23 protein-coding genes and 1 pseudogene are annotated in these 23519 nt (G+C 67.7%); 15 read left to right on the forward strand and 9 right to left on the reverse strand.

All coding sequences use genetic code 11. The features are described from left to right. The first annotated feature begins 54 nt into the window (after window positions 1-54). The 7 genes from Q9R39_RS01165 (at window position 55) to Q9R39_RS01195 (ending at window position 3015) form a co-directional block, all read left to right on the forward strand. Window positions 55-555 (forward strand): Asp23/Gls24 family envelope stress response protein, encoded by a 501-nt coding sequence (locus Q9R39_RS01165; RefSeq protein ID WP_058252039.1) that lies wholly within the window; start codon window positions 55-57, stop codon window positions 553-555. Further along, the gene (locus tag Q9R39_RS01170) at window positions 555-893 is read left to right on the forward strand and encodes a hypothetical protein (RefSeq protein ID WP_247449588.1); all 339 of its coding nucleotides are present in this window, start codon (window positions 555-557) and stop codon (window positions 891-893) included. The genes Q9R39_RS01165 and Q9R39_RS01170 overlap by 1 nt, the downstream gene beginning before the upstream one ends. Next, window positions 890-1069 (forward strand): DUF2273 domain-containing protein, encoded by a 180-nt coding sequence (locus Q9R39_RS01175; RefSeq protein ID WP_065630080.1) that lies wholly within the window; start codon window positions 890-892, stop codon window positions 1067-1069. Before Q9R39_RS01170 ends, Q9R39_RS01175 begins: the two co-directional genes overlap by 4 nt. Further along, window positions 1062-1607: an Asp23/Gls24 family envelope stress response protein gene (locus Q9R39_RS01180; protein ID WP_311276977.1), complete on the forward strand. Its 546-nt coding sequence runs from the start codon at window positions 1062-1064 to the stop codon at window positions 1605-1607. The genes Q9R39_RS01175 and Q9R39_RS01180 overlap by 8 nt, the downstream gene beginning before the upstream one ends. Further along, on the forward strand, window positions 1604-2200 hold the full coding sequence (locus tag Q9R39_RS01185; RefSeq protein WP_311276978.1) for a DUF6286 domain-containing protein: 597 nt from the start codon (window positions 1604-1606) through the stop codon (window positions 2198-2200). The genes Q9R39_RS01180 and Q9R39_RS01185 overlap by 4 nt, the downstream gene beginning before the upstream one ends. After that, window positions 2197-2745: a hypothetical protein gene (locus Q9R39_RS01190; protein ID WP_311276979.1), complete on the forward strand. Its 549-nt coding sequence runs from the start codon at window positions 2197-2199 to the stop codon at window positions 2743-2745. The genes Q9R39_RS01185 and Q9R39_RS01190 overlap by 4 nt, the downstream gene beginning before the upstream one ends. 72 nt (window positions 2746-2817) lie before the next feature. After that, complete coding sequence (locus Q9R39_RS01195; protein WP_058252045.1) at window positions 2818-3015, forward strand: CsbD family protein; 198 nt, start codon at window positions 2818-2820, stop codon at window positions 3013-3015. Window positions 3016-3120: 105 nt separating this feature from the next. Here Q9R39_RS01195 and Q9R39_RS01200 read toward each other — a convergent pair. Beyond that, window positions 3121-4327: pseudogene (locus tag Q9R39_RS01200) on the reverse strand (RtcB family protein). 489 nt (window positions 4328-4816) lie between these two features. On the opposite strand from Q9R39_RS01200, the gene Q9R39_RS01205 reads away from it, so the two are divergent. Continuing rightward, window positions 4817-6583: an ABC transporter ATP-binding protein gene (locus tag Q9R39_RS01205; protein ID WP_176455915.1), complete on the forward strand. Its 1767-nt coding sequence runs from the start codon at window positions 4817-4819 to the stop codon at window positions 6581-6583. Next, on the forward strand, window positions 6580-7470 hold the full coding sequence (locus Q9R39_RS01210) for a serine/threonine-protein kinase (protein WP_078112768.1): 891 nt from the start codon (window positions 6580-6582) through the stop codon (window positions 7468-7470). The genes Q9R39_RS01205 and Q9R39_RS01210 overlap by 4 nt, the downstream gene beginning before the upstream one ends. Here the strand turns inward: Q9R39_RS01210 and Q9R39_RS01215 are convergent. The 3 genes from Q9R39_RS01215 to Q9R39_RS01225 all read right to left on the reverse strand — a co-directional run bounded on the left by Q9R39_RS01215 (window position 7460) and on the right by Q9R39_RS01225 (window position 9221). Next, a complete protein-coding gene (locus Q9R39_RS01215; protein WP_068971527.1) occupies window positions 7460-7942 on the reverse strand; it encodes a peroxiredoxin in 483 nt (160 codons plus the stop codon). The genes Q9R39_RS01210 and Q9R39_RS01215 overlap by 11 nt on opposite strands. After that, window positions 7939-8361 carry a DUF3052 domain-containing protein gene (locus Q9R39_RS01220; RefSeq protein WP_058252048.1) on the reverse strand — a complete coding sequence of 141 codons (423 nt, stop codon included), beginning with the start codon at window positions 8359-8361 and terminating at the stop codon, window positions 7939-7941. The genes Q9R39_RS01215 and Q9R39_RS01220 overlap by 4 nt, the downstream gene beginning before the upstream one ends. Before the next feature lie 239 nt (window positions 8362-8600). Next, window positions 8601-9221 carry a hypothetical protein gene (locus Q9R39_RS01225; protein ID WP_078112767.1) on the reverse strand — a complete coding sequence of 207 codons (621 nt, stop codon included), beginning with the start codon at window positions 9219-9221 and terminating at the stop codon, window positions 8601-8603. A gap of 151 nt (window positions 9222-9372) precedes the next feature. Here Q9R39_RS01225 and aceE point away from each other — a divergent pair, with 151 nt between their 5' ends. From aceE to Q9R39_RS01255, 6 genes are all read left to right on the forward strand, one after another. Next, window positions 9373-12252, forward strand: coding sequence for a pyruvate dehydrogenase (acetyl-transferring), homodimeric type (gene aceE, locus Q9R39_RS01230; RefSeq protein ID WP_058252050.1), 2880 nt, complete (start codon window positions 9373-9375; stop codon window positions 12250-12252). A gap of 77 nt (window positions 12253-12329) precedes the next feature. Then, window positions 12330-13601, forward strand: coding sequence for a CdaR family transcriptional regulator (locus tag Q9R39_RS01235; RefSeq protein WP_058252051.1), 1272 nt, complete (start codon window positions 12330-12332; stop codon window positions 13599-13601). A gap of 195 nt (window positions 13602-13796) precedes the next feature. After that, window positions 13797-14705 (forward strand): ACP S-malonyltransferase, encoded by a 909-nt coding sequence (locus Q9R39_RS01240; protein ID WP_058252052.1) that lies wholly within the window; start codon window positions 13797-13799, stop codon window positions 14703-14705. A 131-nt stretch (window positions 14706-14836) separates the two neighbouring features. Then, complete coding sequence (acpM, locus tag Q9R39_RS01245) at window positions 14837-15139, forward strand: meromycolate extension acyl carrier protein AcpM (RefSeq protein ID WP_058252053.1); 303 nt, start codon at window positions 14837-14839, stop codon at window positions 15137-15139. Continuing rightward, a complete protein-coding gene (locus tag Q9R39_RS01250; RefSeq protein WP_058252054.1) occupies window positions 15139-16407 on the forward strand; it encodes a KasA/KasB family beta-ketoacyl-ACP synthase in 1269 nt (422 codons plus the stop codon). Before acpM ends, Q9R39_RS01250 begins: the two co-directional genes overlap by 1 nt. Window positions 16408-16444: 37 nt before the next feature. Continuing rightward, on the forward strand, window positions 16445-17896 hold the full coding sequence (locus Q9R39_RS01255; RefSeq protein WP_078112766.1) for an acyl-CoA carboxylase subunit beta: 1452 nt from the start codon (window positions 16445-16447) through the stop codon (window positions 17894-17896). Between the two features lie 73 nt (window positions 17897-17969). Here the strand turns inward: Q9R39_RS01255 and Q9R39_RS01260 are convergent, their stop codons facing one another. The 5 genes from Q9R39_RS01260 to Q9R39_RS01280 all read right to left on the reverse strand — a co-directional run bounded on the left by Q9R39_RS01260 (window position 17970) and on the right by Q9R39_RS01280 (window position 23335). Beyond that, a complete protein-coding gene (locus Q9R39_RS01260) occupies window positions 17970-18488 on the reverse strand; it encodes a DUF3145 domain-containing protein (RefSeq protein WP_010841193.1) in 519 nt (172 codons plus the stop codon). Window positions 18489-18616: 128 nt separating this feature from the next. Further along, window positions 18617-19435, reverse strand: a complete 819-nt coding sequence (locus tag Q9R39_RS01265; RefSeq protein WP_078112765.1) for a serine hydrolase — start codon at window positions 19433-19435, stop codon at window positions 18617-18619. Window positions 19436-19458: 23 nt separating this feature from the next. Continuing rightward, window positions 19459-20589, reverse strand: coding sequence for an NDMA-dependent alcohol dehydrogenase (locus Q9R39_RS01270; protein ID WP_065630090.1), 1131 nt, complete (start codon window positions 20587-20589; stop codon window positions 19459-19461). A gap of 252 nt (window positions 20590-20841) precedes the next feature. Further along, a complete protein-coding gene (gene fadD5 / locus Q9R39_RS01275; RefSeq protein ID WP_078112764.1) occupies window positions 20842-22446 on the reverse strand; it encodes a fatty-acid--CoA ligase FadD5 in 1605 nt (534 codons plus the stop codon). Between the two features lie 82 nt (window positions 22447-22528). Next, the gene (locus Q9R39_RS01280) at window positions 22529-23335 is read right to left on the reverse strand and encodes an enoyl-CoA hydratase-related protein (protein ID WP_058252059.1); all 807 of its coding nucleotides are present in this window, start codon (window positions 23333-23335) and stop codon (window positions 22529-22531) included. Window positions 23336-23519: the final 184 nt, after the last annotated feature.

The following is a 23519-nucleotide window of genomic DNA, read 5'->3' on the forward strand; positions in this document are numbered from 1 at the left end:
TCATCCGAACGCGGTCCGTCTACGAAGAAGACACGACGACCGAAGGAGTTCGACATGTCCGCAAGCGCCACCACCACCAAGGACGCCACCAAGGACGACGCCACCACCGTCGACGCCACGCGCACCGACGGCGCCGCGGGCCGTGCCCTCGCCCGCCGTGATCCGTCGGGCGACCGGGGACGCACCTCCATCGCCGACATCGTGGTCGCCAAGGTCGCCGGCATCGCCGCACGCGAGATCGACGGTGTCCACGACCTGGGCGGCACCACCGAGCGCGTGGTCGGCCGGGTCCGCGACGTCCTGCCGGGCACGACGGTGAGCACCACCCAGGGCATCGAGGTCGAGGTCGGCGAGCGTCAGGCCGCCGTGGACGTCTCGATCGTGGCCGAGTACGGCGTCGCGATTCATCAACTCGCAGCGGCCATTCGACGGAATGTGGTCTCGGCGATCGAGCAGATGACGGGTCTCGAGGTCACCGAGGTCAACATCACCGTGCACGACATCGCGTTCGGCGACGACGAGCAGGAGTCGAACACCACCCCGCGGGTCCAGTGATGACGTCGGACCTCCCGGCGGCGCGGACCGACGACGGGGGCCCACTGGCGGAACGCCTCGCCACCGCCGTCCTCGCCGTACCGGGCGTCCGTGACCTGCACAACGGCCTGTTCGGGGAGATCGCCACGTATCTGCCCGGGCGTCGGGTCCCGGGCGTGTCCCTCGCCGACGACCACGGCGAGGTCCACATCGTCGTCGACGCAGCGTACGACCTCCACGGCACTGCCGCGCGGGTACGCGATGTCACCGAGGAGCTCGCCGCGAGACCCGTCACGGTGACCGTGGCAGACATCAGCGTCAGCTCGAAGCCGACTCCGAAAGATGGTGAAGCGCAATGAACAACGCGATCGTGGGCCTGTTCGCCGGCCTGCTCCTCGCTCTGGCCGCCGTCGCCGGCGGGCTGGCCGGTTTCCTGCTGGCCATCGTGCTCGGCGCCGCGGGACTCGTGCTGGGACTCAACCGGGACGGCACCATCGATCTGGGCGCACTCCTGCGGAGCCGGGGTCGTGGCTGAGCACGAATCCGGCGGGCCCGCCCGGGATGCTCACCCGACCGCGGGTGACTCGCCGCCCGGCACGCTCACCGTCGCCGATCGCGTGATCGAGAAGATCGCGGCCCGAGCGGCTCTCGACATCCCGGGGGTCGTCCGCCATCGCGGTGGCGTCGGGTCGGTACTGGGAGTCGGTGAGCGGAACTTTCCCGACGCGGCCGTTCATGCGGGCGGCGCCAGGATCACCCTGTCCCTCGCCCTCGAATGGCCGTGCGCGGTCGCCGAGGTGTCCCGCACCACACGCGATCACGTCGCCGCCGAGGTCGAGCGACTCGCCGGGATCGTTCCGCTTCGCGTCGACGTGACGGTGTCCAAGTTCGAGCCACGACAGGCGATCCGGCGCCTGCAGAAGGGTTACGTGGACCTGCCGCCGGTCTCCGACGAGCCCGAGTACGACGACGTTGACGCCCACATTCGCGACAACGACCCGCGCCCCGACGACCCGGACAACACCGACGCATTCACTCCGACCATCAGCATCGACACGGGGGTACGACGATGACGCAGACCGCACCCGAATCGGGTACCGCTCCTGTCGCGACCCTACGGAACACCGACGCCCAGAACGTCTTCCCACCTGCAGCTCTCCCGGGCGCTGCGATCGCCGGCGCAGCGTTGGGGCTCATCCTCCTCGCGTTCGGCGCGGCAGCCGTACGCGACATCGCCGTCGACGCGAGCTGGCTCAATGGTCGTCCGTGGTCGGTCACCGCCGGCGAGTGGGTCGCAGAACTGCAGTGGCAGAACTGGATGTGGCCCGCCGCGATCGGGTTGATCTTCGTAGGCCTCGTCCTACTGTGGATCGCGATCAAGCCTCGTCGCCGGACCCACCTCGAACTCGCCGCCGGCGAGGGGATGTGGACCCGCCCCGGAGACGTCGCCCGACGCTGCAGCGCCGCCGTGTCCGACCTGCCCGGCGTACTCGACGCCGACACCGTGGTGACGCGACGGAAGGTCACATGCACCGTCGGGGTGCGGAGGCAGGTCGCCGACCGCGCCCTCATCGACAGCACGGTCGCCGCCGTGGCGGCCGATCTCGCCTCGTCACCGCGGGTTGTGGTGCGCGTGCGCGATCGAGGACCGAGGAGCGTCCGATGAATCGTCTTCCCGCAACCGCACATCGGCTGTCGGTCGGACTCGTGGCGCTGCTGCTCATCATCGTCGGCGTCGGAGCCGTGGCATGGAAGGTCGAGGCCCAACCGGTGGCCGGGTGGGTCGACCGTCTCGACGAGCGTGCCGCTCTCGACGCCGCGCAGGCGTCCTGGTGGGTCTGGGTGTTGGCCGGCGCCACCGTGATCGCGATCGGCTGGGGCCTGTTGTTGCTGGCCACCAACGTACGGCCCCGCGCAGTGGACGACGCCCTGCTCGTCGGTTCCGATCAGACCGGAGCGCTCACCGTCGCACCGAAACTGATCGCGAACGCGGCAGCGACGGAACTGGCCGGGAACCCGCTGTTCCAGAAGGTGACCGCGAGAGCGATCGACGACCGGTCGCGCAGCATCATCCGATGCGAGGTGTCGGCGACGCCGAATCGGAGCTTCGACGAGGTCACCGCGCCCGTCGCGGAGACCGTCGCCGCCATCCGTACCGCGCTCGGAGAGTCCGGAGTCCACGTCCAGGCTCTCATCCACCTCGACAGGTGACCCGAAGAAGCGACCCCGACGGACGGCCTCATCCGAGGCTGTCGTCGAACCAATGAGATGAAGGAGAAGAGAATGGGATTCAGCGACAAGGTCGGCAACAAGGCCGAGGACCTCTCGGGTAAGGCCAAGGAGGCCGCCGGCGATGTGACCGGTGACGACCAGCTCAAGAGCGAGGGCAAGGGCGATCAGCTCTCCGCCGCCGTCAAAGACGGCGTGGAGAACGTCAAGGACGCCGCGTCGAACATCAAGGACAAGCTGACCGGCAAGTGATCATCGCCGCCGGCAGCCGAACCTCCCCGCCGGCGGTGACAGGGCGAATCCCGGAGGTGCTCAGCACCTTCGGGGTTCGTCCTGTTGTCGGCCAGGAACGGTCGGTCACGTCCCCTTGACGTTGAGGATCTGTCGCAGGGTGTACTCGATGTCCACCAGATCGACGGCGTCGGCCATGACCTGATCGATGTCCTTGTACGCGTCCGGGATCTCGTCGACCCACTGGTCGCCGTGACGGTACTCGATCCCCGCCATCCGGGCAGGCGAGATCGTCGGCGGTGAACCGCCTCCGCGCCTCGCTCCGCGAGAACCGCCGGCCGGCACCGTGCGGCGCCGAGCACAGGCCCGCGGGATTCCCCTTGCCGCGCACCACATACGACCGTGTACCCATCGAACCAGGGATGACGCCCCGTACGCCCTCATGGGCGTCGATCGCACCCTTCCGGGTGAGCCAGACGTCCTGGCCCGCGTGCGTCTCCCGCACGGTGTAGTTGTGGTGGCAGTTGATCCGGTCCACCTCCAGGGATTCCCTTTCCTCGACGACACCGCCGGAGGCGTTGTCTGCGAACCACTTCCCGAACACCTCGACGAAACGGTCCATCATCTCCGCGCGGTTCTCGAACGCGAACCGCTGCGCCCAGGCCAGATCCCGCAGATAGGCGGTCAGCTCCGGGGTCCCCTGCGGCAGGTACGCGAGATCGGCGTTCGGCAGTTTGATCCACCACTGGCGGCACAACCGCTGAGCGATCTTGATGTGCTTCTGCGCGATCTTGTTGCCGACGCCCCGCGAACCCGAGTGCAGGAACAGCCACACCACGTCGCCCTCGTCGAGGCACAGCTCGATGAAGTGGTTGCCACCGCCGAGCGAGCCCAGCTGCTCCCGCCACTTCGGCGAATGTGACAGGTCGACACCGTCTTTCGTCGCCTGTTCGGCGAGGGCATCGATGCGTGGCCGGGTGAACTCGAACCGGTCCAGACCGCGGTTGTAGTTGCCGGGCGACAGCGGGATCGCGTCCTCGATCGTCCTCCGCAGTCGCCCGAGGTCCATTCCGTCGATGTCCGCGGCGCGCAGGCGCGTCTGCACCGCGATCATGCCGCAGCCGATGTCGACGCCGACGGCTGCGGGAATCACCGCGCCGGTCGTCGGGATGACGGTGCCCACCGCGGAGCCCTTCCCGAAGTGTGCGTCGGGCATGAGGGCGATGTGCGGGTGCACGAACGGCAACCGGGCGGTCTCGGCCGCTTGGGTCAGGGTGTTGTCGTCCACGTGCGATGCATAGTTCAGCACCTTGGGCGACACCTTGGTCGGCATGGAGTTCTTCCTCTCGTGTGCGCCCGCGTCAGCGGGCCCACACATCACACCGTCGAATCCCCGGTGCGGCAACCGCTTTTCCAGTCCACGATGCCACTCGCCGCAGGGGACGGCACCCGTCGGCGACGATGAAGGATCTTTCATGTGCGACTCACGGAGACCTCATCGGGGTCCGTGACAGTGAGAACCGTTCCGCTCGGGACCACCGGCGGAACGATCACGACACCCGACGAAAGGTCTTCTCATGTCGCACTCCAACATCCTCTGCGCACTCGCGCCGGCAGTTCCCGGCGCTTGCCGTCCCCACGACACGTCCACGGACAACCGCCGACGCGCGCCCCGCCGTCCGCGTCGTCGCCCGCCGGTCACCACCACCGATTAGGCGGTGCGGCCCGATCTGTTCCCCCGAAGCAGATCGGGCCACCCGCCCGCCCGCTCTCGCAACCGCGAGCACGACCACCACCACGAACCCGGATGGACGTCTCCGTCATGCCCTCGCCGTCACCGTTCTTCGCGCTGCTACGACCCCGCGCCGACGATCAGCCCCTCGTCCAGCACTCCGCGACCCTGACCGTCCTGCAGATCTTCCGCACGTTCTGGCCGCGGTTGCGCACGCTCCGGTGGTGGCTCCTGCTCAGCCTGATGCTGTCGGTGATCCCCGCCCTGATCGCCGTCGCCGAGATCGCGCTGTTCGAGCGTCTCGTCGACGACGTGCTGGTGCCTGCGGACCTCGGCCCCTTCCCTTACATCACGGCGATCTACGTCGGGCTCAACCTGCTGGCCGCGGTAGTCGACGGCGCCGACGACTATCTGGGTACCTGGATCTCCCAGAGGTTCCTCACCACGTTGCGGCGCGACGCGTTCGCGCACGTGTTGGCACTGCCCGCACACCGACTCGACCATCTGCGGCTCGGCGATGTGATGAGCCGTCTCACCTCCGACATCGGCACGGTCGAGTCGTTCATGGTCCGTCACCTGACCTGGGGCTTCCGCCAAGCGGCGACCCTGATCATCTATGTGGCCGCCCTCCTCTGGATGGATCTCCTCCTCGCCCTGGCGGCGATGGTCGTCGTACCGCTGTTCTTCTGGGCCGCAACCCGATTCGCCGAATACACCAAGTCCGCATCACGCGAACGGCGGCGTCGGGCCGGGTCCCTCAGCGCGATCACCGAGGAACACCTCGCCAATGCCGCCCTCGTGCAGGGGTACAACCAGGAGGCCACGGCGATCGCGCGCTACGAGCGCCAGAATGTTGCCATCATGGACGCCGAGCTGGTCGCCAGCCGGGTCCGTGCCGTGTTCCTGCCGATGGTCGGCCTGTTCGAACTCCTCGGCGTCCTCGTGGTCATCGGGCTCGGCGTCTGGGCCCTGGCCACCCAGCGGATGACCCTGGGCGAAGTCCTGGCGTTCCTGGCCCTCCTGGGGAGCTGTTATCGCCCGGTGCGCGACCTCGGCAACCTCCTGCCCTCGCTGTTCGCCGCGACCGCCGGCATCGAGCGGGTACAGGAACTGCTCGACGAGCCCACCATGGCCGATCCGCCCCACGCCGTCGCACTGCCGGCCGAGGCCGCGGGCGTCGCGCTCCGAAACGTCCACGCGCGCTATCCCGGCCGGGACGTCGACGCCGTGCACGACCTCGACCTCACGATCGAACCCGGTGAACGCGTCGCAGTGGTCGGCGGCAGCGGGGCGGGCAAGACGACGTTGACCCGCCTGCTCGACGGTTCCCTGCAACCGCATTCGGGAACGGTTCGATTGGGCGACAACGATCTCGCTCTCGTGACGCGAGAGTCGATCCGCGCCTCGGTCGCCGTCGTCGCCCAGGAGATGTTGCTGTCCGACGCGACTGTCGCCGAGAACATCGCCTTCGGCGAACCCGGCGCCACCCGTGCGGACATCGTCGCGGCCGCTCGACGCGCCGACGCCCACGACTTCATCACCCGGCTCCCAGACGGGTACGACACCCGCATCGGACAGCGGGGCCGCACCCTGTCCGGCGGACAACGACAACGGCTCAACGTGGCACGCGGACTTCTCCACGGTGGCGGATTGCTCATCCTCGACGAGCCGACCACCGGACTCGACCCGGCGGGCGCCCATCGCCTGATGCGCTCGCTGACCGAGCACCGGGATCGGAGTCTGTTGATCCTGACCCACGACCCGGTCGTCCTCGACCACGTCGATCGGGTGATCGAGCTGCCCGCCGTCGAATCCGTCGGCACCCGACTGATCACATCGGCGAGTGACGTTCGATGAGGCAACTGTCAGACCTGTTGCAGCGCAACGGCACCGACGACCCGACACCACGTTTCCCCGGTGTCGAACCACTTGCCCCGTTGGCCGTCGGCAAGCGCACCGTCACCTGGGACGCGTTCGACACCGACCGCCGCACAGGATGCATCCTCAAGGTCATCCGACGGCATCGACGCCACGATGAGGAGGTCGCGGAGTCCGTCCGTCGGGAGGGACGCGCGCTCGCCGAACTCGCCCACCCGCATCTCGTGCGCGGCTACGGCATGCTCCCCCGGGACGAGTCTGGTCTGATCGGTTTCACCATGCAGACGATCCCCGGCGCCACCCTGGATGGGGTGATCGAGAACGGCCCGCTGAGTGTCGACGACGTGGTGCAGCTCGGCGTGCAGATGGCATCCGCGCTGCGATACCTGCACTGCCACAGCTGGATTCACCTGGATGTGAAGCCCTCGAACATCATCGTGCACGGCGGGCAGGCGATCCTCATCGATCTCGGGCTGCTCGGCCGTCCCGGAGAGCGCCGAGACGGCTCGGGCACGCGCGGTTACCTGCCGCCCGAGCAGGCCGTCGACGTCGCCCTGACCCCGGCGGCGGATGTCTTCGCCCTGGGCGTCACCCTCTTCGAGGCATTGACGGGGCGACGACCATACGGCGCGGTCCCGCCGTGGTCCGAACGGGGCATCCGACGCCTGCGCACTCTGCGTCGCGCGACGTCGGCCACGACGCGCGACTCCGGATTTTCGACGAACCGCGCTCTACCCGATGTTCTGGCCGAACTGCTCGACCGGATGCTGGATCTCGAACCCGAGCAGCGACCTGGGATGGACTCCGTATGGCACCGACTCGACTCGATCGCGCGGGATGCGGAGAAGCGCCGACTCAGCCGATGACGCCGAGTGCCTTGTCCCAGACGGCGTTCTCGCGCACCTCGCCGGGACCGACCATGTCGGCGAAGACGATCGTGCCGTCCCGATCGACGAGAAAGGTCCCGCGGTTCGCGTAGCCGCGGTCCTCGTTGAACACCCCGTAGGCGCGCGCGGTGTCGCCGTGCGGCCAGAAGTCGGACAGCAGCGGGAACAGGAAACCCTGCGCGGCGGACCACACCTTGTGCGTGGGAGAGGGTCCGACCGAGATGGTCACCGTGGTCACGTCGTCGTTGTCGAAACGGGGCTGCTGGTCGCGGATGTAGCCGAGCTCGCCCTGGCAGGTACCGGTGAACGCGAGCGGGAAGAACACGACGAGCACGTTGCGGTCGGCTCGCAGGGTCGACAGCGACACGAGCTGGTTGTTCTGGTCGCGCAGGGCGAAATCCGGGGCCCGGTCACCGACGGTCAGGGGCGCAGAAGGCAGAGCACCGCTCATGCTTTCTTGCCCGCGCGGGCCTTGGGCTGGACCAGTCGGGCCGCCGACCAGTCACCGAGGCTGATGGCCGACGTCTGGGTGAGTCCCGCGGTCGGGGCCGCCTCGGCGATCTCACTCGGATCGACGTAGCCGGACTTGCCGGTCTTCGGCGACAACACCCACACGAAACCGTCTTCGGCGAGCGGACCGATCGCATCCATGAGGGCGTCGACGAGGTCGCCGTCGCCGTCGCGCCACCAGAGGACCACGACGTCGACGACGTCATCGGCATCCTCGTCGACCATCTCGGCGTCGATCGCGTCCTCGATGTCAGCGCGCAGTTCGTCGTCGGTGTCCTCGTCCCAGCCGAGTTCCTGCACGACCAAGCCTGCGGTCAAGCCCAGTTTCTGGGCGTTGCTACCGTCTGTGGCGGCTACCACCGCGCGTGACCTCCTGAAGATTCGTGGATCGTTCTGTGCGTCGTCTGTGGCGAATCCGCGTGCGCTCCCGCACGCCGTTCGCCTGTCAGCATAGGCAACAGCCTAGAGCCTCACATTGCAAGCCGAACGCCGTCAGGGATTTCGGGCGTTTCGCACCGGTTCCGTGACCGACCCGCCCGATCGTTACCCACAGCGGGGCGGAACAAACCGTATCCAGCGGCGCAAGGCGGACGGCGCCGTCAACCCCCGGGTCGCTCGGCCGACGACGTGGCGGGAACCGACGGTCGAGGTGTGGCCGAGGACGTGGCCGGGAGCGGCGTGTAGGTACCGCACACATCGAGCAGGCGCTGTTTGGTGCGAGACCACTCGCTCGACACCGGGTTCAGGCCGGCACGCAGTTCGCGACTGATCGCGTTCTCGAGGCGCGCGGTCGACGCGAGGAACGCCCGCGCCGGCGTGGAGACGGCCGCCGGCGACGTCTCGGTGATCTTGGGGCGGATCCCGTCGGCACCGGCGATGAGACTGGCACGTGCCTTCTCGTCGAGATCCCCGACCCCGGCGTAGGTCTGCGCCGCGTTCAGCCGGGCGACGAAGGCGTTGAACCCGCGGACCATCACGACCATCGACGCCATCGACTCGCGGCAGAGCTCGACACCCTCGGCACGCACCTCCGCGGCCGCCGAGGCGGACAGTTCGGAGCGGTACACCGCCACCTCGCCGGGCGCCGGCGCCCCTGCGCCATCGACGGTCGACGCGCACGCCCCCGACAGGGCCGCGCCGAGTGCGATCGTGGCCGCGGTCGCCGACCGGACGGCACGACCCCGGCGCCGCCCGTCGGCCGCGCCTCCTCGATCCGGCATCCACTCCCCCTACTGGTCAGTAACCGTTTCTGGACGCTACCGCATCACGCCGATCGGGACACGCGACACGGATCCACCCGGTGCCAAGCCACCCCACATGGGGCACGATGAGGGTAGGCGCCGCACCACATCGGAGTGCGGTGCCGACGCCATGCGGTCGGACCACCACCCCGAGTTCGGCCTGTCAGAGGGAGTAGGCATCACCGTGACCAACCAGATGGACCAAGCGACACAGGACGTCTCGCCGAGCGCCGCCGGGAACACCGGCCCCAGCTCGAACGGACGTGCCGCCGGACAACGAGTCCGGGTCATCCGTGAAGGAGTCGCGTCCTATCTGCCCGACATCGACCCCGACGAGACCGACGAGTGGCTCGACTCGTTCGACGCCCTCCTCGACGCCGCGGGCCCCGGTCGTGCCCGGTACCTGATGTTGCGTCTGCTCGAACGCGCCGGCGAGAAGCGGGTGTCGATCCCCGCGCTCACCTCCACCGACTACGTCAACACCATCCCCACCGAGGCCGAACCCTGGTTCCCCGGTGACGAGGACGTCGAACGCCGTTTCCGCCAGATGATCCGGTGGAACGCCGCGATCATGGTGCACCGCGCACAGCGCCCGGGCGTCGGTGTGGGCGGCCACATCTCCACCTACGCCTCGTCGGCGTCGCTGTACGAGGTCGGCTTCAACCACTTCTTCCGCGGCAAGGACCATTCCGGCGGCGGCGACCACATCTTCATCCAGGGCCACGCCTCCCCGGGCATCTATGCCCGCGCCTACCTCGAGGGCCGCATCGACGAGGCCCGCATGGACGGGTTCCGGCAGGAGCACAGCCACGCCGGCGAGGGCGGCGGCCTGCCGTCGTACCCGCACCCGCGACTGATGCCGGACTTCTGGGAGTTCCCGACGGTGTCGATGGGCATCGGCCCCATGAATGCCGTCTACCAGGCGCGGTTCAACCACTACCTGCACGACCGCGGCATCAAGGACACCTCCGACCAGCACGTGTGGGCCTTCCTCGGCGACGGCGAGATGGACGAGCCGGAATCGCGCGGCTTCGCCAGCTTCGCGGCCACCGAGGGCCTCGACAACCTGACCTTCGTCATCAACTGCAACCTGCAGCGTCTCGACGGCCCCGTGCGCGGCAACGGCAAGATCATCCAGGAGCTCGAGTCGTTCTTCCGCGGTGCGGGCTGGAACGTCATCAAGGTCATCTGGGGCCGCGAGTGGGACTCGTTGCTGCACGCCGACCGTGACGGCGCGCTGGTCAACCTGATGAACACCACCCCCGACGGCGACTTCCAGACCTACAAGGCCAACGACGGCGCGTTCGTCCGCGAGCACTTCTTCAACCGCGACCCGCGCACGAAGGAACTCGTCAAGGACCTCTCCGACGCCGACATCTGGAATCTGAAGCGCGGCGGCCACGACTACCGCAAGATCCACGCCGCCTACGCCGCGGCGATGACCCACAAGGGACAGCCGACGGTCATCCTGGCCCACACCATCAAGGGCTATACGCTCGGCAAGCACTTCGAGGGCCGCAACGCGACGCACCAGATGAAGAAGCTGACGCTCGACGACCTGAAGGCCTTCCGCGACAGCACTCGCATCCCGATCACCGACGAGCAGCTCGAGAAGGACCCGTACCTGCCGCCGTATTACAACCCCGGCAAGGACTCGCCGGAGCTGCAGTACATGCTCGACCGGCGCAAGACCCTCGGCGGCTTCCTGCCGAGCCGCCGCACCAAGGCGAAGGTGCTGAAGGCCGACATGAGTTCGGCACTGAAGGCCACCGCGAAGGGCTCGGGCAAGCAGCAGGTCGCGACCACCATGGCGCTCGTGCGCGTGTTCAAGGATCTGTTGCGCGACAAGGAGGTCGGCAAGCGGATCGTGCCGATCATCCCGGACGAGGCGCGGACCTTCGGTATGGACTCGTGGTTCCCGACCCTCAAGATCTACAACCGCAACGGACAGCTCTACACCTCGGTCGACGCCGAGCTGATGCTCGCCTACAAGGAGAGCCCGGAGGGGCAGATCCTGCACGAGGGCATCAACGAGGCCGGGTCGGCAGCCAGCTTCGCCGCGGTCGGCACGTCGTACTCGACCCACGACGAGCCGATGATCCCGCTGTACATCTTCTATTCGATGTTCGGCTTCCAGCGCACCGGTGACAGCTTCTGGGCCGCCGCCGACCAGATGGCGCGCGGCTTCATCATCGGCGCGACCGCGGGCCGCACCACGCTGACCGGCGAGGGCTTGCAGCACGCCGACGGGCATTCGCCGCTGCTCGCCGCGACCAACCCCGCCGTTGTCTCCTATGATCCGGCGTTCGCCTACGAACTGGGCCACATCGTCGAGAGCGGTATGGAGCGCATGTTCGGCGAGGACCCGGAGAACGTCTTCTACTACCTGACCGTCTACAACGAGCCGATCAGTCAGCCGGCGAAGCCCGAGGGACTCGACCCGACCGGCATCGTCAAGGGCGCGTACCGGTTCCAGAAGGCGCCGGAGGGCACGGAACACCCGGCCAACATCCTCGTGTCCGGTGTGACCATGCCCGACGCACTGCGCGCCGCCGACATGCTCGCGGAGGAATGGAACGTCGGCGCCGACGTCTACTCGGTCACGTCGTGGAGCGAGCTCGCCCGGGACGGGATCCGCGCCGACCGCGAGGTACTGCGCGATCCGGCCGCCGAGCCGGCACCGGCGTACCTGACCGAGCTGCTCGCCGACGCCGCCGGCCCGTTCGTCGGTGTCAGCGACTACATGCGCGGAGTGCAGGAGCAGATCCGGGCATACCTCCCGGGCACCTACCTCACGCTGGGGACGGACGGGTTCGGGTTCTCCGACACGCGTCCGGCGGCGCGACGGTTCTTCAACGTCGATGCCGAGTCCATCGTCGTCGCGGTGCTCGTCGCGCTCGCCCGGGACGGCAACATCGAGATGTCGGTGGCCAAGCAGGCCGCCGACAAGTACCAGATCGACGACGTCTCGGCCGCACCCGAGCAGACCAGCGATCCGGGAGTCGCCTGACCGGTCGCGCCGACGGACACGGCCTCCACTCGCCTCGGTCGGGGAACCCACTCCGGCCGAGGGGCTAGATTGAGGTCGTGTCCGATGCGCGCGTGAACAGGAAGCAGCCACCGGCTGACGTGTTCGGTGAGCGGGGCGCGCACGTACCGGCACCCGCCACCGTGCACGACGCGCTGCCGGACACGCTTCTCCGGCGGGTCAAGCAGTACAGCGGCCGACTCGCCACCGAGGCGGTCCATTCGATGCAGGACCAGCTGCCCTATTTCTCCGACCTCGACGCTGCGCAGCGCGCGAGTGTGCAACTCGTCGTGCAGACCGCGGTGGTCAACTTCGTCGAGTGGATCCAGGACCCCGAGGGCAACGTGAAGTTCACGGTCCAGGCCTTCCAGGTGGTCCCGCAGGACCTCGCCCGCCGCATCACGCTGCTGCAGACCGTCGAGATGGTCCGCGTGGCCATGGAGTTCTTCGAGAAGTGGCTGCCGCTCCTCGCCCGCAACGATGCCCAGCTCCGTGCGCTGACCGAGTCGGTGCTGCGCTACGGACGCGAGATCGGTTTCGCCGCGGCGGCGATCTACGCCTCGGCCGCGGAATCACGCGGAGCGTGGGACTCCCGACTCGAGGCCCTCGTCGTCGACGCGGTGGTCCGCGGCGACACCGGGCCGCAATTACTCTCTCGCGCAGCGGCGCTCAACTGGGACTCGGATGCGCCGGCCACCGTGATAGTCGGGACGCCGCCGCCGGAACAGAACGTGTCGGTGCCACTGGCGATCCACAACACGGCCAAGTCCTTCGACCGGTCGGCCCTGTCGGTGGTGCAGGGTTCGGTGCTGGTGGCCATCGTGAGCGGTCCCGCCCGTCCGACCGAGAAGTTCGTCGGCGCACTGCTCTCCCACTTCGCCGACGGTCCGGTGGTGATCGGTCCGACCATGCCGAACCTCGGCAGCGCGCACTCGAGTGCCACCGAGGCCATGGCCGGGATCGAGGCGGTGGCCGGCTGGCCGAGCGCACCGCGGCCGGTCCACAGTCTCGAACTGCTACCCGAGCGCGCGCTCAACGGCGACGAGTCAGCGATGACCGCTTTGATCGAATCCCTCGTCCAGCCGCTCGCCGAGGGCGGTGCGACGTTGACCACCACTCTCGAGGCCTACCTCGACTCCGGCGGCTCGGTCGAGTCCTGCGCCCGAATTCTGTACATCCATCCAAATACGGTTCGATACCGACTGAAGAAAATTTCGGAAATCACAGGACGTGACCCAACTAACCCGCGCGACGCCTACGTTCTGAGGGTCGCGTCGACGGTGGGTCGACTGACACACTTCCGGCACAAATCGCCAACATCTGCCACATGAGTCACACGGGTTTCATGTCCGATTCACCGTTTGTGCTGATTGGAGCCTTAAGAACACGGTTCGGTAACAAATCTCAGACTGATGACGAACCAGGTGACCTCTAGGTCTCCTTTGTGGGAACCCCACAAAAGCCCGCGACAAGCTTCATGCTTCTCCACACCCACATCCCACGGGTAAAGGGTGTTCTCTGGTCACGTGCTTTCGATGCTTGCTCCCGGACAGGGATCTCAGACACCCGGCATGCTCACGCCATGGCTCGAATTGCCGGGCGCGCGTGACCAGATCGCCACCTGGTCCAAACAGACCCGTCTGGACCTCGAACGCCTCGGCACCACCGCCACGGCGGAGGAGATCACCGACACCGCAGTGACCCAGCCGCTCGTCGTCGTCGCCGCACTGCTGGCCTACGACGAGGTGCGCAAGCACGGTGAACTGCCCGCCGACGCCGTGGTCGCCGGCCACTCGGTCGGCGAACTCGCCGCCGCCGCGATCACCGGTGTCATCTCGGCCGACGAGGCCGTCACGCTGGCCGCGCTGCGCGGCTCGGAGATGGCGAAGGCGTGCGCCCTGCAGCCCACGACCATGGCCGCGGTCCTCGGGGGCGACGAGGCGGCCGTCCTCGCACGTCTCGACGAACTCGATCTCGTCCCCGCCAACCGCAACGCCGCCGGGCAGATCGTCGCCGCCGGCGCGGTCGCGCAGATCGACGAGCTGATCGCCTCGCCGCCGGAGAAGGCCCGGATCCGCAAGCTCGCGGTCGCCGGCGCGTTCCACACGCACTTCATGGCCCCGGCGCAGGACGCCGTCGCCGCAGCCGCCGCCCGCATCACGCCCGCCGATCCCACCCGGACCCTGCTGTCGAACTCCGACGGACAGCCGGTCACGAACGGCGCCGACGCGCTGGCCAAGCTGGTGGGACAGGTGACCAGGCCGGTCCGCTGGGATCTGTGCTCGGCGTACCTGCGAGACCACTCGGCACACGCCCTGGTGGAACTGCCCCCGGCAGGGACGCTGGTGGGCATCGCGAAGCGCGAGCTCAAGGGCACCCCCGCGCTGGCGCTCAAGGAGCCCGGCGACATCGCGAAGATCATTGAACTTGGATAGCGGTCGCGGGTAGTCCGCGACCCCCGGAACGTCGGCTTCAATGTCGGCGTGTCCAAGCGCGCGGACTTCTCCGTCCGTGCTGCGCTCCGGAAATCTCACATCCACGTAGGAAGACGAAAGGGAACCACACAGTGGCTGCCACCCAGGAACAACTCATTGCCGGCATCGCCGAGATCATCGAGGAAGTCACCGGCATCGAGCCGTCCGAGGTGACCCTCGAGAAGTCGTTCGTCGACGACCTGGACATCGACTCGCTGTCCATGGTCGAGATCGCGGTCCAGACCGAGGACAAGTACGGCGTCAAGATCCCCGACGAGGATCTGGCCGGCCTGCGTACCGTCGGTGACGCGGTCGCCTACATCCAGAAGCTCGAGAGCGAGAACCCCGAGGCCGCAGCTGCCATCAAGGCGCAGGTCGAGGCAGACGAGGCCTGATGACCCCCTCTTCCCTCCGCGAGTACTCCACGCTGGGTGGGAACTTCCCGAGTGTGGTGGTCACCTCCATGGTGGCCACCACCTCGTTGGGTGGGGATCTCGACTCGACCTGGAAGAACCTGCTGGCCGGCGAATCGGGCATCCGTGAGCTGACCGACGACTTCATCACCAAGTACAACCTCCCGGTGCGCATCGGTGGTCGTCTCCTCCAGGATCCCGCCGAGGAGGTCACGCGCATCGAATCCCGGCGGATGGCCTACGTCGAGCGCATCTCCCACGTCATGAGCAAGCGCCTCTGGGCGCAGGCCGGCGAACCCGACGTCGACAAGGACCGCCTCGCGGTCGTCATCGGCACCGGTCAGGGTGGCTCCGACGCGATGGTCGACGCAGTCCAGGCCATGGAGGGCACCGGCAACTACCGCAAGGTGTCCCCGCTCGCCGTCTCGATGGCGATGCCGAACGGACCGGCGGCCGTCGCGGGACTCAACGTCGGCGCACGCGCCGGCGTGATCACCCCCGTCTCGGCCTGTTCGTCGGGCGCCGAGGCCATCGCGCACGCCTGGCGACACATCGTCATGGGTGACGCCGACATGGTCGTCACCGGCGGCGTCGAGGGTCACATCGACGCGGTGCCGATCGCCGCGTTCTCGATGATGCGGGCGATGAGCACCCGTAACGAGGACCCCGCAGCGGCGTCGCGACCGTTCGACAAGGATCGCGACGGTTTCGTGTTCGGCGAGGGTTCGGCGATGCTGATCCTCGAACGCGAGGAACACGCCCGCGCACGCGGTGCACATATCCACGCCCGCCTGCTCGGTACCGGCATCACCTCCGACGGATTCCACCTCGTCGCCCCCGACCCGAGTGGTCAGGGCAACGCGCGGGCCATGACCCGGGCCCTGCAGACCGCTGGTCTGCAGCGCTCCGACATCACCCACATCAACGCGCACGCGACGTCGACCCCCATCGGCGACACCGCCGAGGCCGCGGGCATCCTCGCCGCCATCGGACAGCATGCTGCGGTGTACGCGCCGAAGTCCGCGCTCGGACACTCCATCGGTGCGGTCGGGGCGCTCGAGTCGGTCCTGACGATCAAGAGCGTCGAGGAAGGCGTCATCCCGCCGACCCTCAACCTCGAGAACCTGGACCCGGAATGCGACATCGACGTCGTGCACGGTGAACCCCGGTACGGGCAGATCGATTACGCGATCAACAACTCGTTCGGTTTCGGTGGGCACAACGTGGCGCTCGCCTTCGGTCGCTACTGAGCATCACCGCCACACCCCCGACACCCAGGAGACATCGATGACGACCTTGGCTCCCGTTGCCGGCCGCGAAGAAGCCGCCGATCCCCGCGACCCGCTGTTGCGGCTCACCAACTTCTTCGACGAAGGCACGATGTCGCTGCTCCATCCGCGCGACAAGTCGGGCGTCCAGGCCGCCGTCGGACTGGTGCACGGGGTCCGTACGGTCTCCTACTGCACCGACGGCACCGTCATGGGCGGCGCCATGGGTGTCGTGGGGTGTGCGCACATCGTCAACGCCATCGACACCGCCATCACCGAACAGGCGCCGGTCATCGGCATCTGGCACTCGGGTGGCGCCCGCCTCGCCGAGGGTGTCGAGGCGTTGCACGCGGTGGGGCAGGTCTTCGAGGCGATGGTGCGCGCCTCGGGCTACATCCCGCAGATCTCGGTGGTCGTCGGCTTCGCCGCCGGCGGCGCCGCCTACGGCCCGGCGCTCACCGACGTCGTGATCATGGCGCCGGCCGGCCGGGTCTTCGTGACCGGCCCGGACGTCGTCAAGAGCGTCACCGGCGAAGAAGTGGACATGGAGTCGCTGGGCGGCCCGACCACCCACGGCAAGAAGTCCGGTGTCTGTCACATCGTCGCCGACTCCGAGCCCGACGCGCTGTGGCGTGCACGACGTCTGGTGTCGACGTTCACCCAGCAGGGACATTTCGACCGCGAACACGCCCGGGCCGGCGACACCGACCTCAAGGCCCTGCTGCCGGAGTCGAATCGGCGCGCCTACGACGTCCACCCGGTCGTCGAGCAGTTGCTCGACTCCTGTGTCGCGGCCGACGGCGAGACCCAGATCTCGAGTTTCGAAGAGCTGCAAGCCAAATGGGCGCCGAACATCGTCGTCGGCTTCGGCCGGTTGTCCGGACGCAGCGTCGGTATCATCGCGAACAATCCGCTGCGGATGGGCGGCTGCCTCAACTCCGAGAGCGCGGAGAAGGCATCGCGTTTCGTCCGCCTCTGCGATGCCTTCGGCATCCCGCTCATCGTCATCACCGACGTGCCGGGTTACCTGCCCGGCGTCGGCCAGGAGTGGAACGGCGTCGTCCGCCGCGGCGCGAAGCTCTTGCACGCGTTCGCCGAGGCCTCGGTCCCCCGGGTCACGCTGGTGACCCGGAAGATCTACGGCGGCGCCTACATCGCGATGAACTCGCGTGCGCTCGGCGCCACCGCGGTGTTCGCCTGGCCGGGCTCCGAGGTCGCCGTGATGGGCGCGAAGGCAGCGGTGGGCATCCTGCACAAGAAAGCTCTCGCCGCAGCGCCCGACGACGAGCGTGAGGCCCTGCATGACCGCCTCGCCGCCGAGCACGAGGCGATCGCCGGCGGTGTCGGCCGCGCACAATCCATCGGCGTGGTCGACGAGATCATCGACCCGGCGCACACTCGCAGCATCATCGCCGAGGCGCTCGCCGCGGCACCAGCGCGCCGCGGCCGCCACAAGAACATCCCACTCTGAGGCATCGCACAGACGACGAAAGTGCCCCGGTCCAGGAGGACCGGGGCACGTCTCGTTGTCGTTCGTCCCCCTGCTAACCCACCCGCTGCTGCAACCAGGTGACCTCGGCGCCGGCACCGCCCATGCGGTACTGCTCGAGCGCGTTGTCCCACGCGGTTCCGAGCGCGCCTTCGAGTTCACCGGCGAGACCGGCGCTGTCGGGTTGCGATTCGATCATCGAACGCAACTGGTTCTCGCCGATGATGACGTCGCCGTTGGCGCTCGTGGAGCCGCGCCAGAGGCCGAGTCCTGGGACGTAGCAGAACCGTTCACCGTCGACACCCTCGCTGGGGTTCTCGGTCACCTCGAAACGCAGCGCCGACCACTCCCGCAGCGCCGTCACCAGACGAGCCGCGGTACCGACCGGACCCGCCCAGTCGACAGTGGCACGCTGCATGCCGGGTTCGGCATCCTGTGCCGACCATTTCAGGTTGGCGCGCGCATTCAGGGTCGACGACAGAGCCCACTCCACATGCGGGCACAGCGCCACCGGCGCCGAGTGGATGTAGACCACTCCTGTTGTCATGTCCGCAAACTGATTCAGATTGCGCACCTTGTTCACCTCCGTTGTCGACGAGGAACGTCTTCCCCAACACACCTCGCGACAGCGGATATCACATTCGTAGGGTCAATTGTGCCCCATGATGCACGTGTTGCGCTAGTTTCTCCTGCGAGAAAAATTCAGTCCTGTGACGAGAGTTCATCAACGACACGATCGTTGAACTCGCTCCACAGCGGCTTCGCCCATGGTCCGAAGAGCCGATCCGTCAGCACGACGCAGGCGGCGTCGAGCGCCGGATCCACCCAGAGAAACGTCCCGGCCTGACCGAAGTGCCCGAACGTCCGCGGGGAGTTCCTCGTCCCGGTCCAGTGCGGCGACTTCTCGGACCTGATCTCGAAGCCGATCCCCCAGTCGTTGGGTCGGTGCTTGCCGTACCCGGGGACGAATCCGTCGAGTCCGGGGAACCGCACCGACGTCAGCGTCCCGAAGGTCTCCGGCGCCAGCAGGCGCGGATCCAGCAACTCGCGGGCAAAGGCCGCCAGATCCGCCACGCTCGAGCGGGCGGCATGCCCGGCCGGCCCGTAGAGCGTCGTCGACGACATCTCCAGCGGCGCGCAGACGGCTTCGGAGAGATAGCGGCCGAACTCGATACCGGTCGCCTCGGCCACGACCTCGGAGGCCACCTCGAAGCCGGCGCTCGAGTAGATCCGCTGCTCCCCCGGCGGCGCCTCGACCTCGCGGGTGTCGTAGGCCAGGCCGGACGCGTGCGAGAGCAGGTGGGCGAGGGTCGACCCCGACGGACCGGCCGGGTCGTCGAGCTCGACGGCTCCCTCCTCGACGGCGACGAGCACTGCGTAGGCCACCAGCGGCTTCGTGACCGAGGCGAGCTCGTAGACGCGAGCGGGGTCGCCGAACTGGTCGGCGACCCCGTCGCGGGTGATGATCGCCGCCGACACGTGGTCGACGGGCCATTCCGTCAGAGAATCAAGGACAGACACATCGGGTCACGTTACCCGGGTGCTCACCAGTCCTCTTCGGTGTAGCGGATGACTCCGCGGATGTTCTTGCCGTCCAACATGTCCTGGTAGCCCTCATTGATCTGGTCCAGACGGTACTGCCGGGTGATCATGTCGGCGATGTTGAGCTTGCCGATCTTGTACATCGACAGCAGCTGTGGGATGTCGAGCTTCGGGTTGGCACCGCCGAAGATCGAACCCTGCAGATTCTTCTGGAGCAGGGTCAGCATGGCGAGATTGAGGTTGACATCGCTCTCGAGCATGTTGCCCATACCGGTGAGGACGCAGGTGCCACCCTTGGCGGTGATACCCATCCACAGGTCGACGTCCTTGCCGTGGACCTCGCCGACCGTGACGATCACCTTCTGGCACATGCCGCCGTGAGTGGTCTCCGCGATCGCCATGGCCGCCTCTTCGACCGTTGCGAAGGCCGCGGTGGCCCCGAACTTGAGCGCCTGCTCCCGCTTCCACTCCACCGGGTCGATGGCGAACAGGTTGCGGGCGCCGGAGATGACCGCGCCCTGTAGGGCCGCGGTACCCACGCCGCCGACACCCACGATCGCGACGTCCTCCCCCGGTCGTACGTCGCCGCTGCGGGTCGACGAGCCGTAACCGGTGGGGATGCCACAGCCGCAGAGCGCCGCGACCTCGAACGGGATGTCCTTGTCGATCTTCACCGCCGAGGCCTCGTGCACGACCATGTACGGCGCGAAGGTGCCCAGCAGCGTCATCGGGTAGACGTTCTCGCCGGCGGCGGTCTGGATCCGGAAGGTGTTGTCCGACACCGCCTCACCCTGCAGCAGCATGGCGCCGAAGTCGCACAGGTTGGCCATTCCCGACTGACACGACGGACACTTGCCGCACGACGGGATGAACGACAGCACGACGTGGTCGCCGACCTCGAAGTCGGTGACTCCCTCACCGACCTCGGCCACGACGCCCGCACCCTCGTGACCACCGAGGATCGGGAACCCGGCCATCGGGATGCCACCGGTCATCAGGTGATGATCGGAGTGGCACATGCCGGCGGCTTCCATCTTGATCTTGATCTCGTGGGCCTTGGGATCGCCGATCTCGATGTCCTCGATCGCCCACGGCTTGTTGTGCTCCCGCAGCAATGCACCCTTTGTCTTCACTGAACTCCTCCGTTCGAACCCGGCGACGTCTCGCACCGGGAGGATCTACTCACTCCGACGGTTGCCGCCATGACGTGACAGTAGTCACTCAACCACAAAATTGGAACGTGTTCTAGTGCGTGTTTCTTGGCGCGTCGACGCCGGCGGTGGTCGGGACGGACGAGACCACGACGACCTGGGCGCGAGTGCTCGCGCCCAGGTCGGAGGGTGTCGACGTCGCCGAGGCGTCCGACGACAGTGGATACGACGGCGTCAGTCGGCCAGGCCGGCGTCCTTGCTGCCGTAGCTCTGGCGCAGGGTCGGCTTGACGACCTTGCCACCGGCGTTGCGCGGCAACTCGTCGACGATGACGATGTCCTTCGGATGCTTGAACCGCGCGAGGTTCTCGTTGAGGTACGGCTCGAGGTCGGCGAGCGTCAGGTCCTCGACGCCTTCGGCGAGCACGACCACTGCGACCGGCACCTCACCCCACTTCTCGTGTGCGCGACCGATGATCGCCGCCTCGGTGATGCTCGGATGACCGAAGAGGACGTTCTCGACCTCGGCGCAGTAGATGTTCTCGCCACCGGAGATGATCATGTCCTTGGCGCGGTCGACGACGTAGAGGAAGCCCTCCTCATCGGCACGGACCAGGTCACCGGAGTGGAACCAGCCGCCGGCGAAGGCGTCGGCGGTGCCCTGCTCGTTCTGCCAGTACCCCTTCATCATGTTCGGGCCGCGGTAGACGATCTCGCCGACCTCACCCTGCGCGACGTCGTTGCCCTCGGGGTCGACGATGCGCGCGGTCACGGCCGGGACGACCTTGCCGATGGAGCCGATCTTGCGCAGGGCGTCCTTGCCCTCGAGTACGCAGGTGATCGGCGACATCTCGCTCTGTCCGAAGACGGCGACGTTGAGCGCCTCCGGGAAGGTCTCGTTCATCGCGTTCAGGACGGTGTCCGACGCCGGGGCCGCACCCCAGCTGATCACACGTAGCTTGAGATCACGCGGCTTGGCCTGCTGCGCGGCACAGACGGCCTGCCACTGTGCGGGCACCAGGAAGATCGAGGTGGTGCCCTCGCGCTCGATGGTGTCCAGCATGTCGTCGGGGTCGAACGCGCCGAGCGGATGGATCACCGAGAGGGCGCCCATGTAGAACAGGGGCGCCATGGCGCCGAGGCCGGCGATGTGGAACATCGGGGCAACACACGAGCCGATGTCGTCGGAACGGGTCTGCAGGGCCTGCAGACAGGTGACCGCCTGCGCCTGCATGTTCGTGTGGGTGAGCATGGCGCCCTTGGGCTTTCCGGTCGTGCCCGAGGTGTACATGATCAGCGCGACGGTCTCCTCGGGAACGTCGATCTCCTCGAGATCCGACGAATCCTCGGCGACGAGCGCCTCGTAGTCGAGGTGGTTGTCCTTGTCCGAACCGCCGACCACGATGGTGTGCTCGATCGCTCCGGTGGAGGCGGCCGCGGCGTCGGCCAGCGGGGCGAGCAGGGTCTCGGTGACGATCACCTTCGCGCCGCTGTCGTTGACGAGGAACGCGACCTCGGCCGGGCTCATCCGGATGTTCACCGGCACGGGGATGGCCCCGATCAGGTTCGCGCCCAGAACCGCTTCGACGTACTCCGAGCGGTTGAGCAGGACGATCAGCACACGATCGCCGAACTGCACGCCGCGGCGGCTCAGCGCGGCCGCGAAGGCGCGGCTGCGCTCGTCGAGTTCCTTCCAGGTGGTGACGTTGCCCAGGAACTTCAGCGCCGCCTTGTCCGGGGTCATGAAGGCGTGGCGGCGGATCTGGTTGTTCCAGTGGTTGCGGCGCGAACGCAGCGGCTCGGTGGCCAGGTCGCTGAAGGTGTCGACGGTCGCGGTCATACGATCGGTCTCCTCGTTGTCTCTCTGGTGGTGATGGGGTCGGGAACGGTTGTGGTACAGCGATTCCGACGTGTCGCAGTGCTCACTTGGAGGCGCCGGCGAACGCGGTGATGGCCGCCTGGAACTCCGGGGACTGAAGCAGTTCGGTCTGGCCGTCGAGTTCTCGTTCGATCGCGGCCTCGAAACCGGACATCGTGTGCGCGTCGAGCGCGGCCTTCGTGAGCCGGAGCGCCGCGGCGCTCTTGCCGGCGAGCTTGCGGGCGACCTTGCCGACCACCTCGTCGAGCGCGGCACGGTCCTCGACGACGCCGTTGACGAGTCCGGCGTCGAGAGCCTCTGCGGCACGCAGCTTCTCACCGAGCAGCGCCAGCTCGTTGGCTCGCACGCGGCCGACGGCCGTGGCGAACGACATCGAGGCCGCGCCGTCGGGCATCAGACCGATGTTGACGAACGCGAGCAGGAAATACGACCTGGCCGTCGTGTAGATGAGGTCGGCACCGAGTGCGAGCGACGCACCGATCCCGGCGGCCGCACCGTCGACCGAGGCGATGACCGGGACCGGGACCGAACGCACGGCCCGGATGAGATCAGAACCTCCGGAGATGATCTGACGCGCCTGCGTCGGAGTGAACCCGGAGGCGCCGCCCGCGGTCGACTGTTCGGCGAAGCCCCGAACATCGGCGCCCGCACTGAAACTGCCGCCCGCGCCGTCGAGCACGATCACGCGGACGTCGTCGCGAGTCGACCACTCCGCCAACGTGTCCTCGATCGCCTGATGGGCCCCGCCGTCGAGGGCGTTCATCCGTTCCGGACGAGAAATCGTCAGGCGCCCGATCCCGGAGTCGTCCACCGATGTGATGACTCCGCCGCGCGTGATCTCTTCGCTCACTGCTCCCCCCACTCCAGGCCGGCTTCTCGGTAGACACAGCCCCCCGCATCTGTGCCATCGCCTAGATTACTACCACAATGCGACGCAGATCACGAGAATCTCGGTTAACTTACCAGCCCGCAAGCCGGGCTCTCCTGCAGTTTTGCCGGTCGATGCCGAAATCTGTCACGAGAACGTGGTCTCC

The organism is Gordonia sp. AC31, assembly GCF_031844505.1.
Classification (GTDB): domain Bacteria; phylum Actinomycetota; class Actinomycetes; order Mycobacteriales; family Mycobacteriaceae; genus Gordonia; species Gordonia hongkongensis.

What these genes read in the sequence shown, in the direction of transcription:
- Q9R39_RS01215 (WP_068971527.1), bottom strand. Translation starts at nt 7,942, where the DNA reads ATGAGCGGTGCTCTGCCTTCTGCGCCCCTGACCGTCGGTGACCGGGCC.
- Q9R39_RS01170 (WP_247449588.1), top strand. Translation starts at nt 555, where the DNA reads ATGACGTCGGACCTCCCGGCGGCGCGGACCGACGACGGGGGCCCACTG.
- Q9R39_RS01255 (WP_078112766.1), top strand. Translation starts at nt 16,445, where the DNA reads ATGACGACCTTGGCTCCCGTTGCCGGCCGCGAAGAAGCCGCCGATCCC.
- Q9R39_RS01185 (WP_311276978.1), top strand. Translation starts at nt 1,604, where the DNA reads ATGACGCAGACCGCACCCGAATCGGGTACCGCTCCTGTCGCGACCCTA.
- Q9R39_RS01250 (WP_058252054.1), top strand. Translation starts at nt 15,139, where the DNA reads ATGACCCCCTCTTCCCTCCGCGAGTACTCCACGCTGGGTGGGAACTTC.
- Q9R39_RS01205 (WP_176455915.1), top strand. Translation starts at nt 4,817, where the DNA reads ATGCCCTCGCCGTCACCGTTCTTCGCGCTGCTACGACCCCGCGCCGAC.
- Q9R39_RS01165 (WP_058252039.1), top strand. Translation starts at nt 55, where the DNA reads ATGTCCGCAAGCGCCACCACCACCAAGGACGCCACCAAGGACGACGCC.
- Q9R39_RS01195 (WP_058252045.1), top strand. Translation starts at nt 2,818, where the DNA reads ATGGGATTCAGCGACAAGGTCGGCAACAAGGCCGAGGACCTCTCGGGT.
- Q9R39_RS01175 (WP_065630080.1), top strand. Translation starts at nt 890, where the DNA reads ATGAACAACGCGATCGTGGGCCTGTTCGCCGGCCTGCTCCTCGCTCTG.
- Q9R39_RS01225 (WP_078112767.1), bottom strand. Translation starts at nt 9,221, where the DNA reads ATGCCGGATCGAGGAGGCGCGGCCGACGGGCGGCGCCGGGGTCGTGCC.
- Q9R39_RS01210 (WP_078112768.1), top strand. Translation starts at nt 6,580, where the DNA reads ATGAGGCAACTGTCAGACCTGTTGCAGCGCAACGGCACCGACGACCCG.
- aceE (WP_058252050.1), top strand. Translation starts at nt 9,373, where the DNA reads ATGCGGTCGGACCACCACCCCGAGTTCGGCCTGTCAGAGGGAGTAGGC.
- fadD5 (WP_078112764.1), bottom strand. Translation starts at nt 22,446, where the DNA reads ATGACCGCGACCGTCGACACCTTCAGCGACCTGGCCACCGAGCCGCTG.
- Q9R39_RS01190 (WP_311276979.1), top strand. Translation starts at nt 2,197, where the DNA reads ATGAATCGTCTTCCCGCAACCGCACATCGGCTGTCGGTCGGACTCGTG.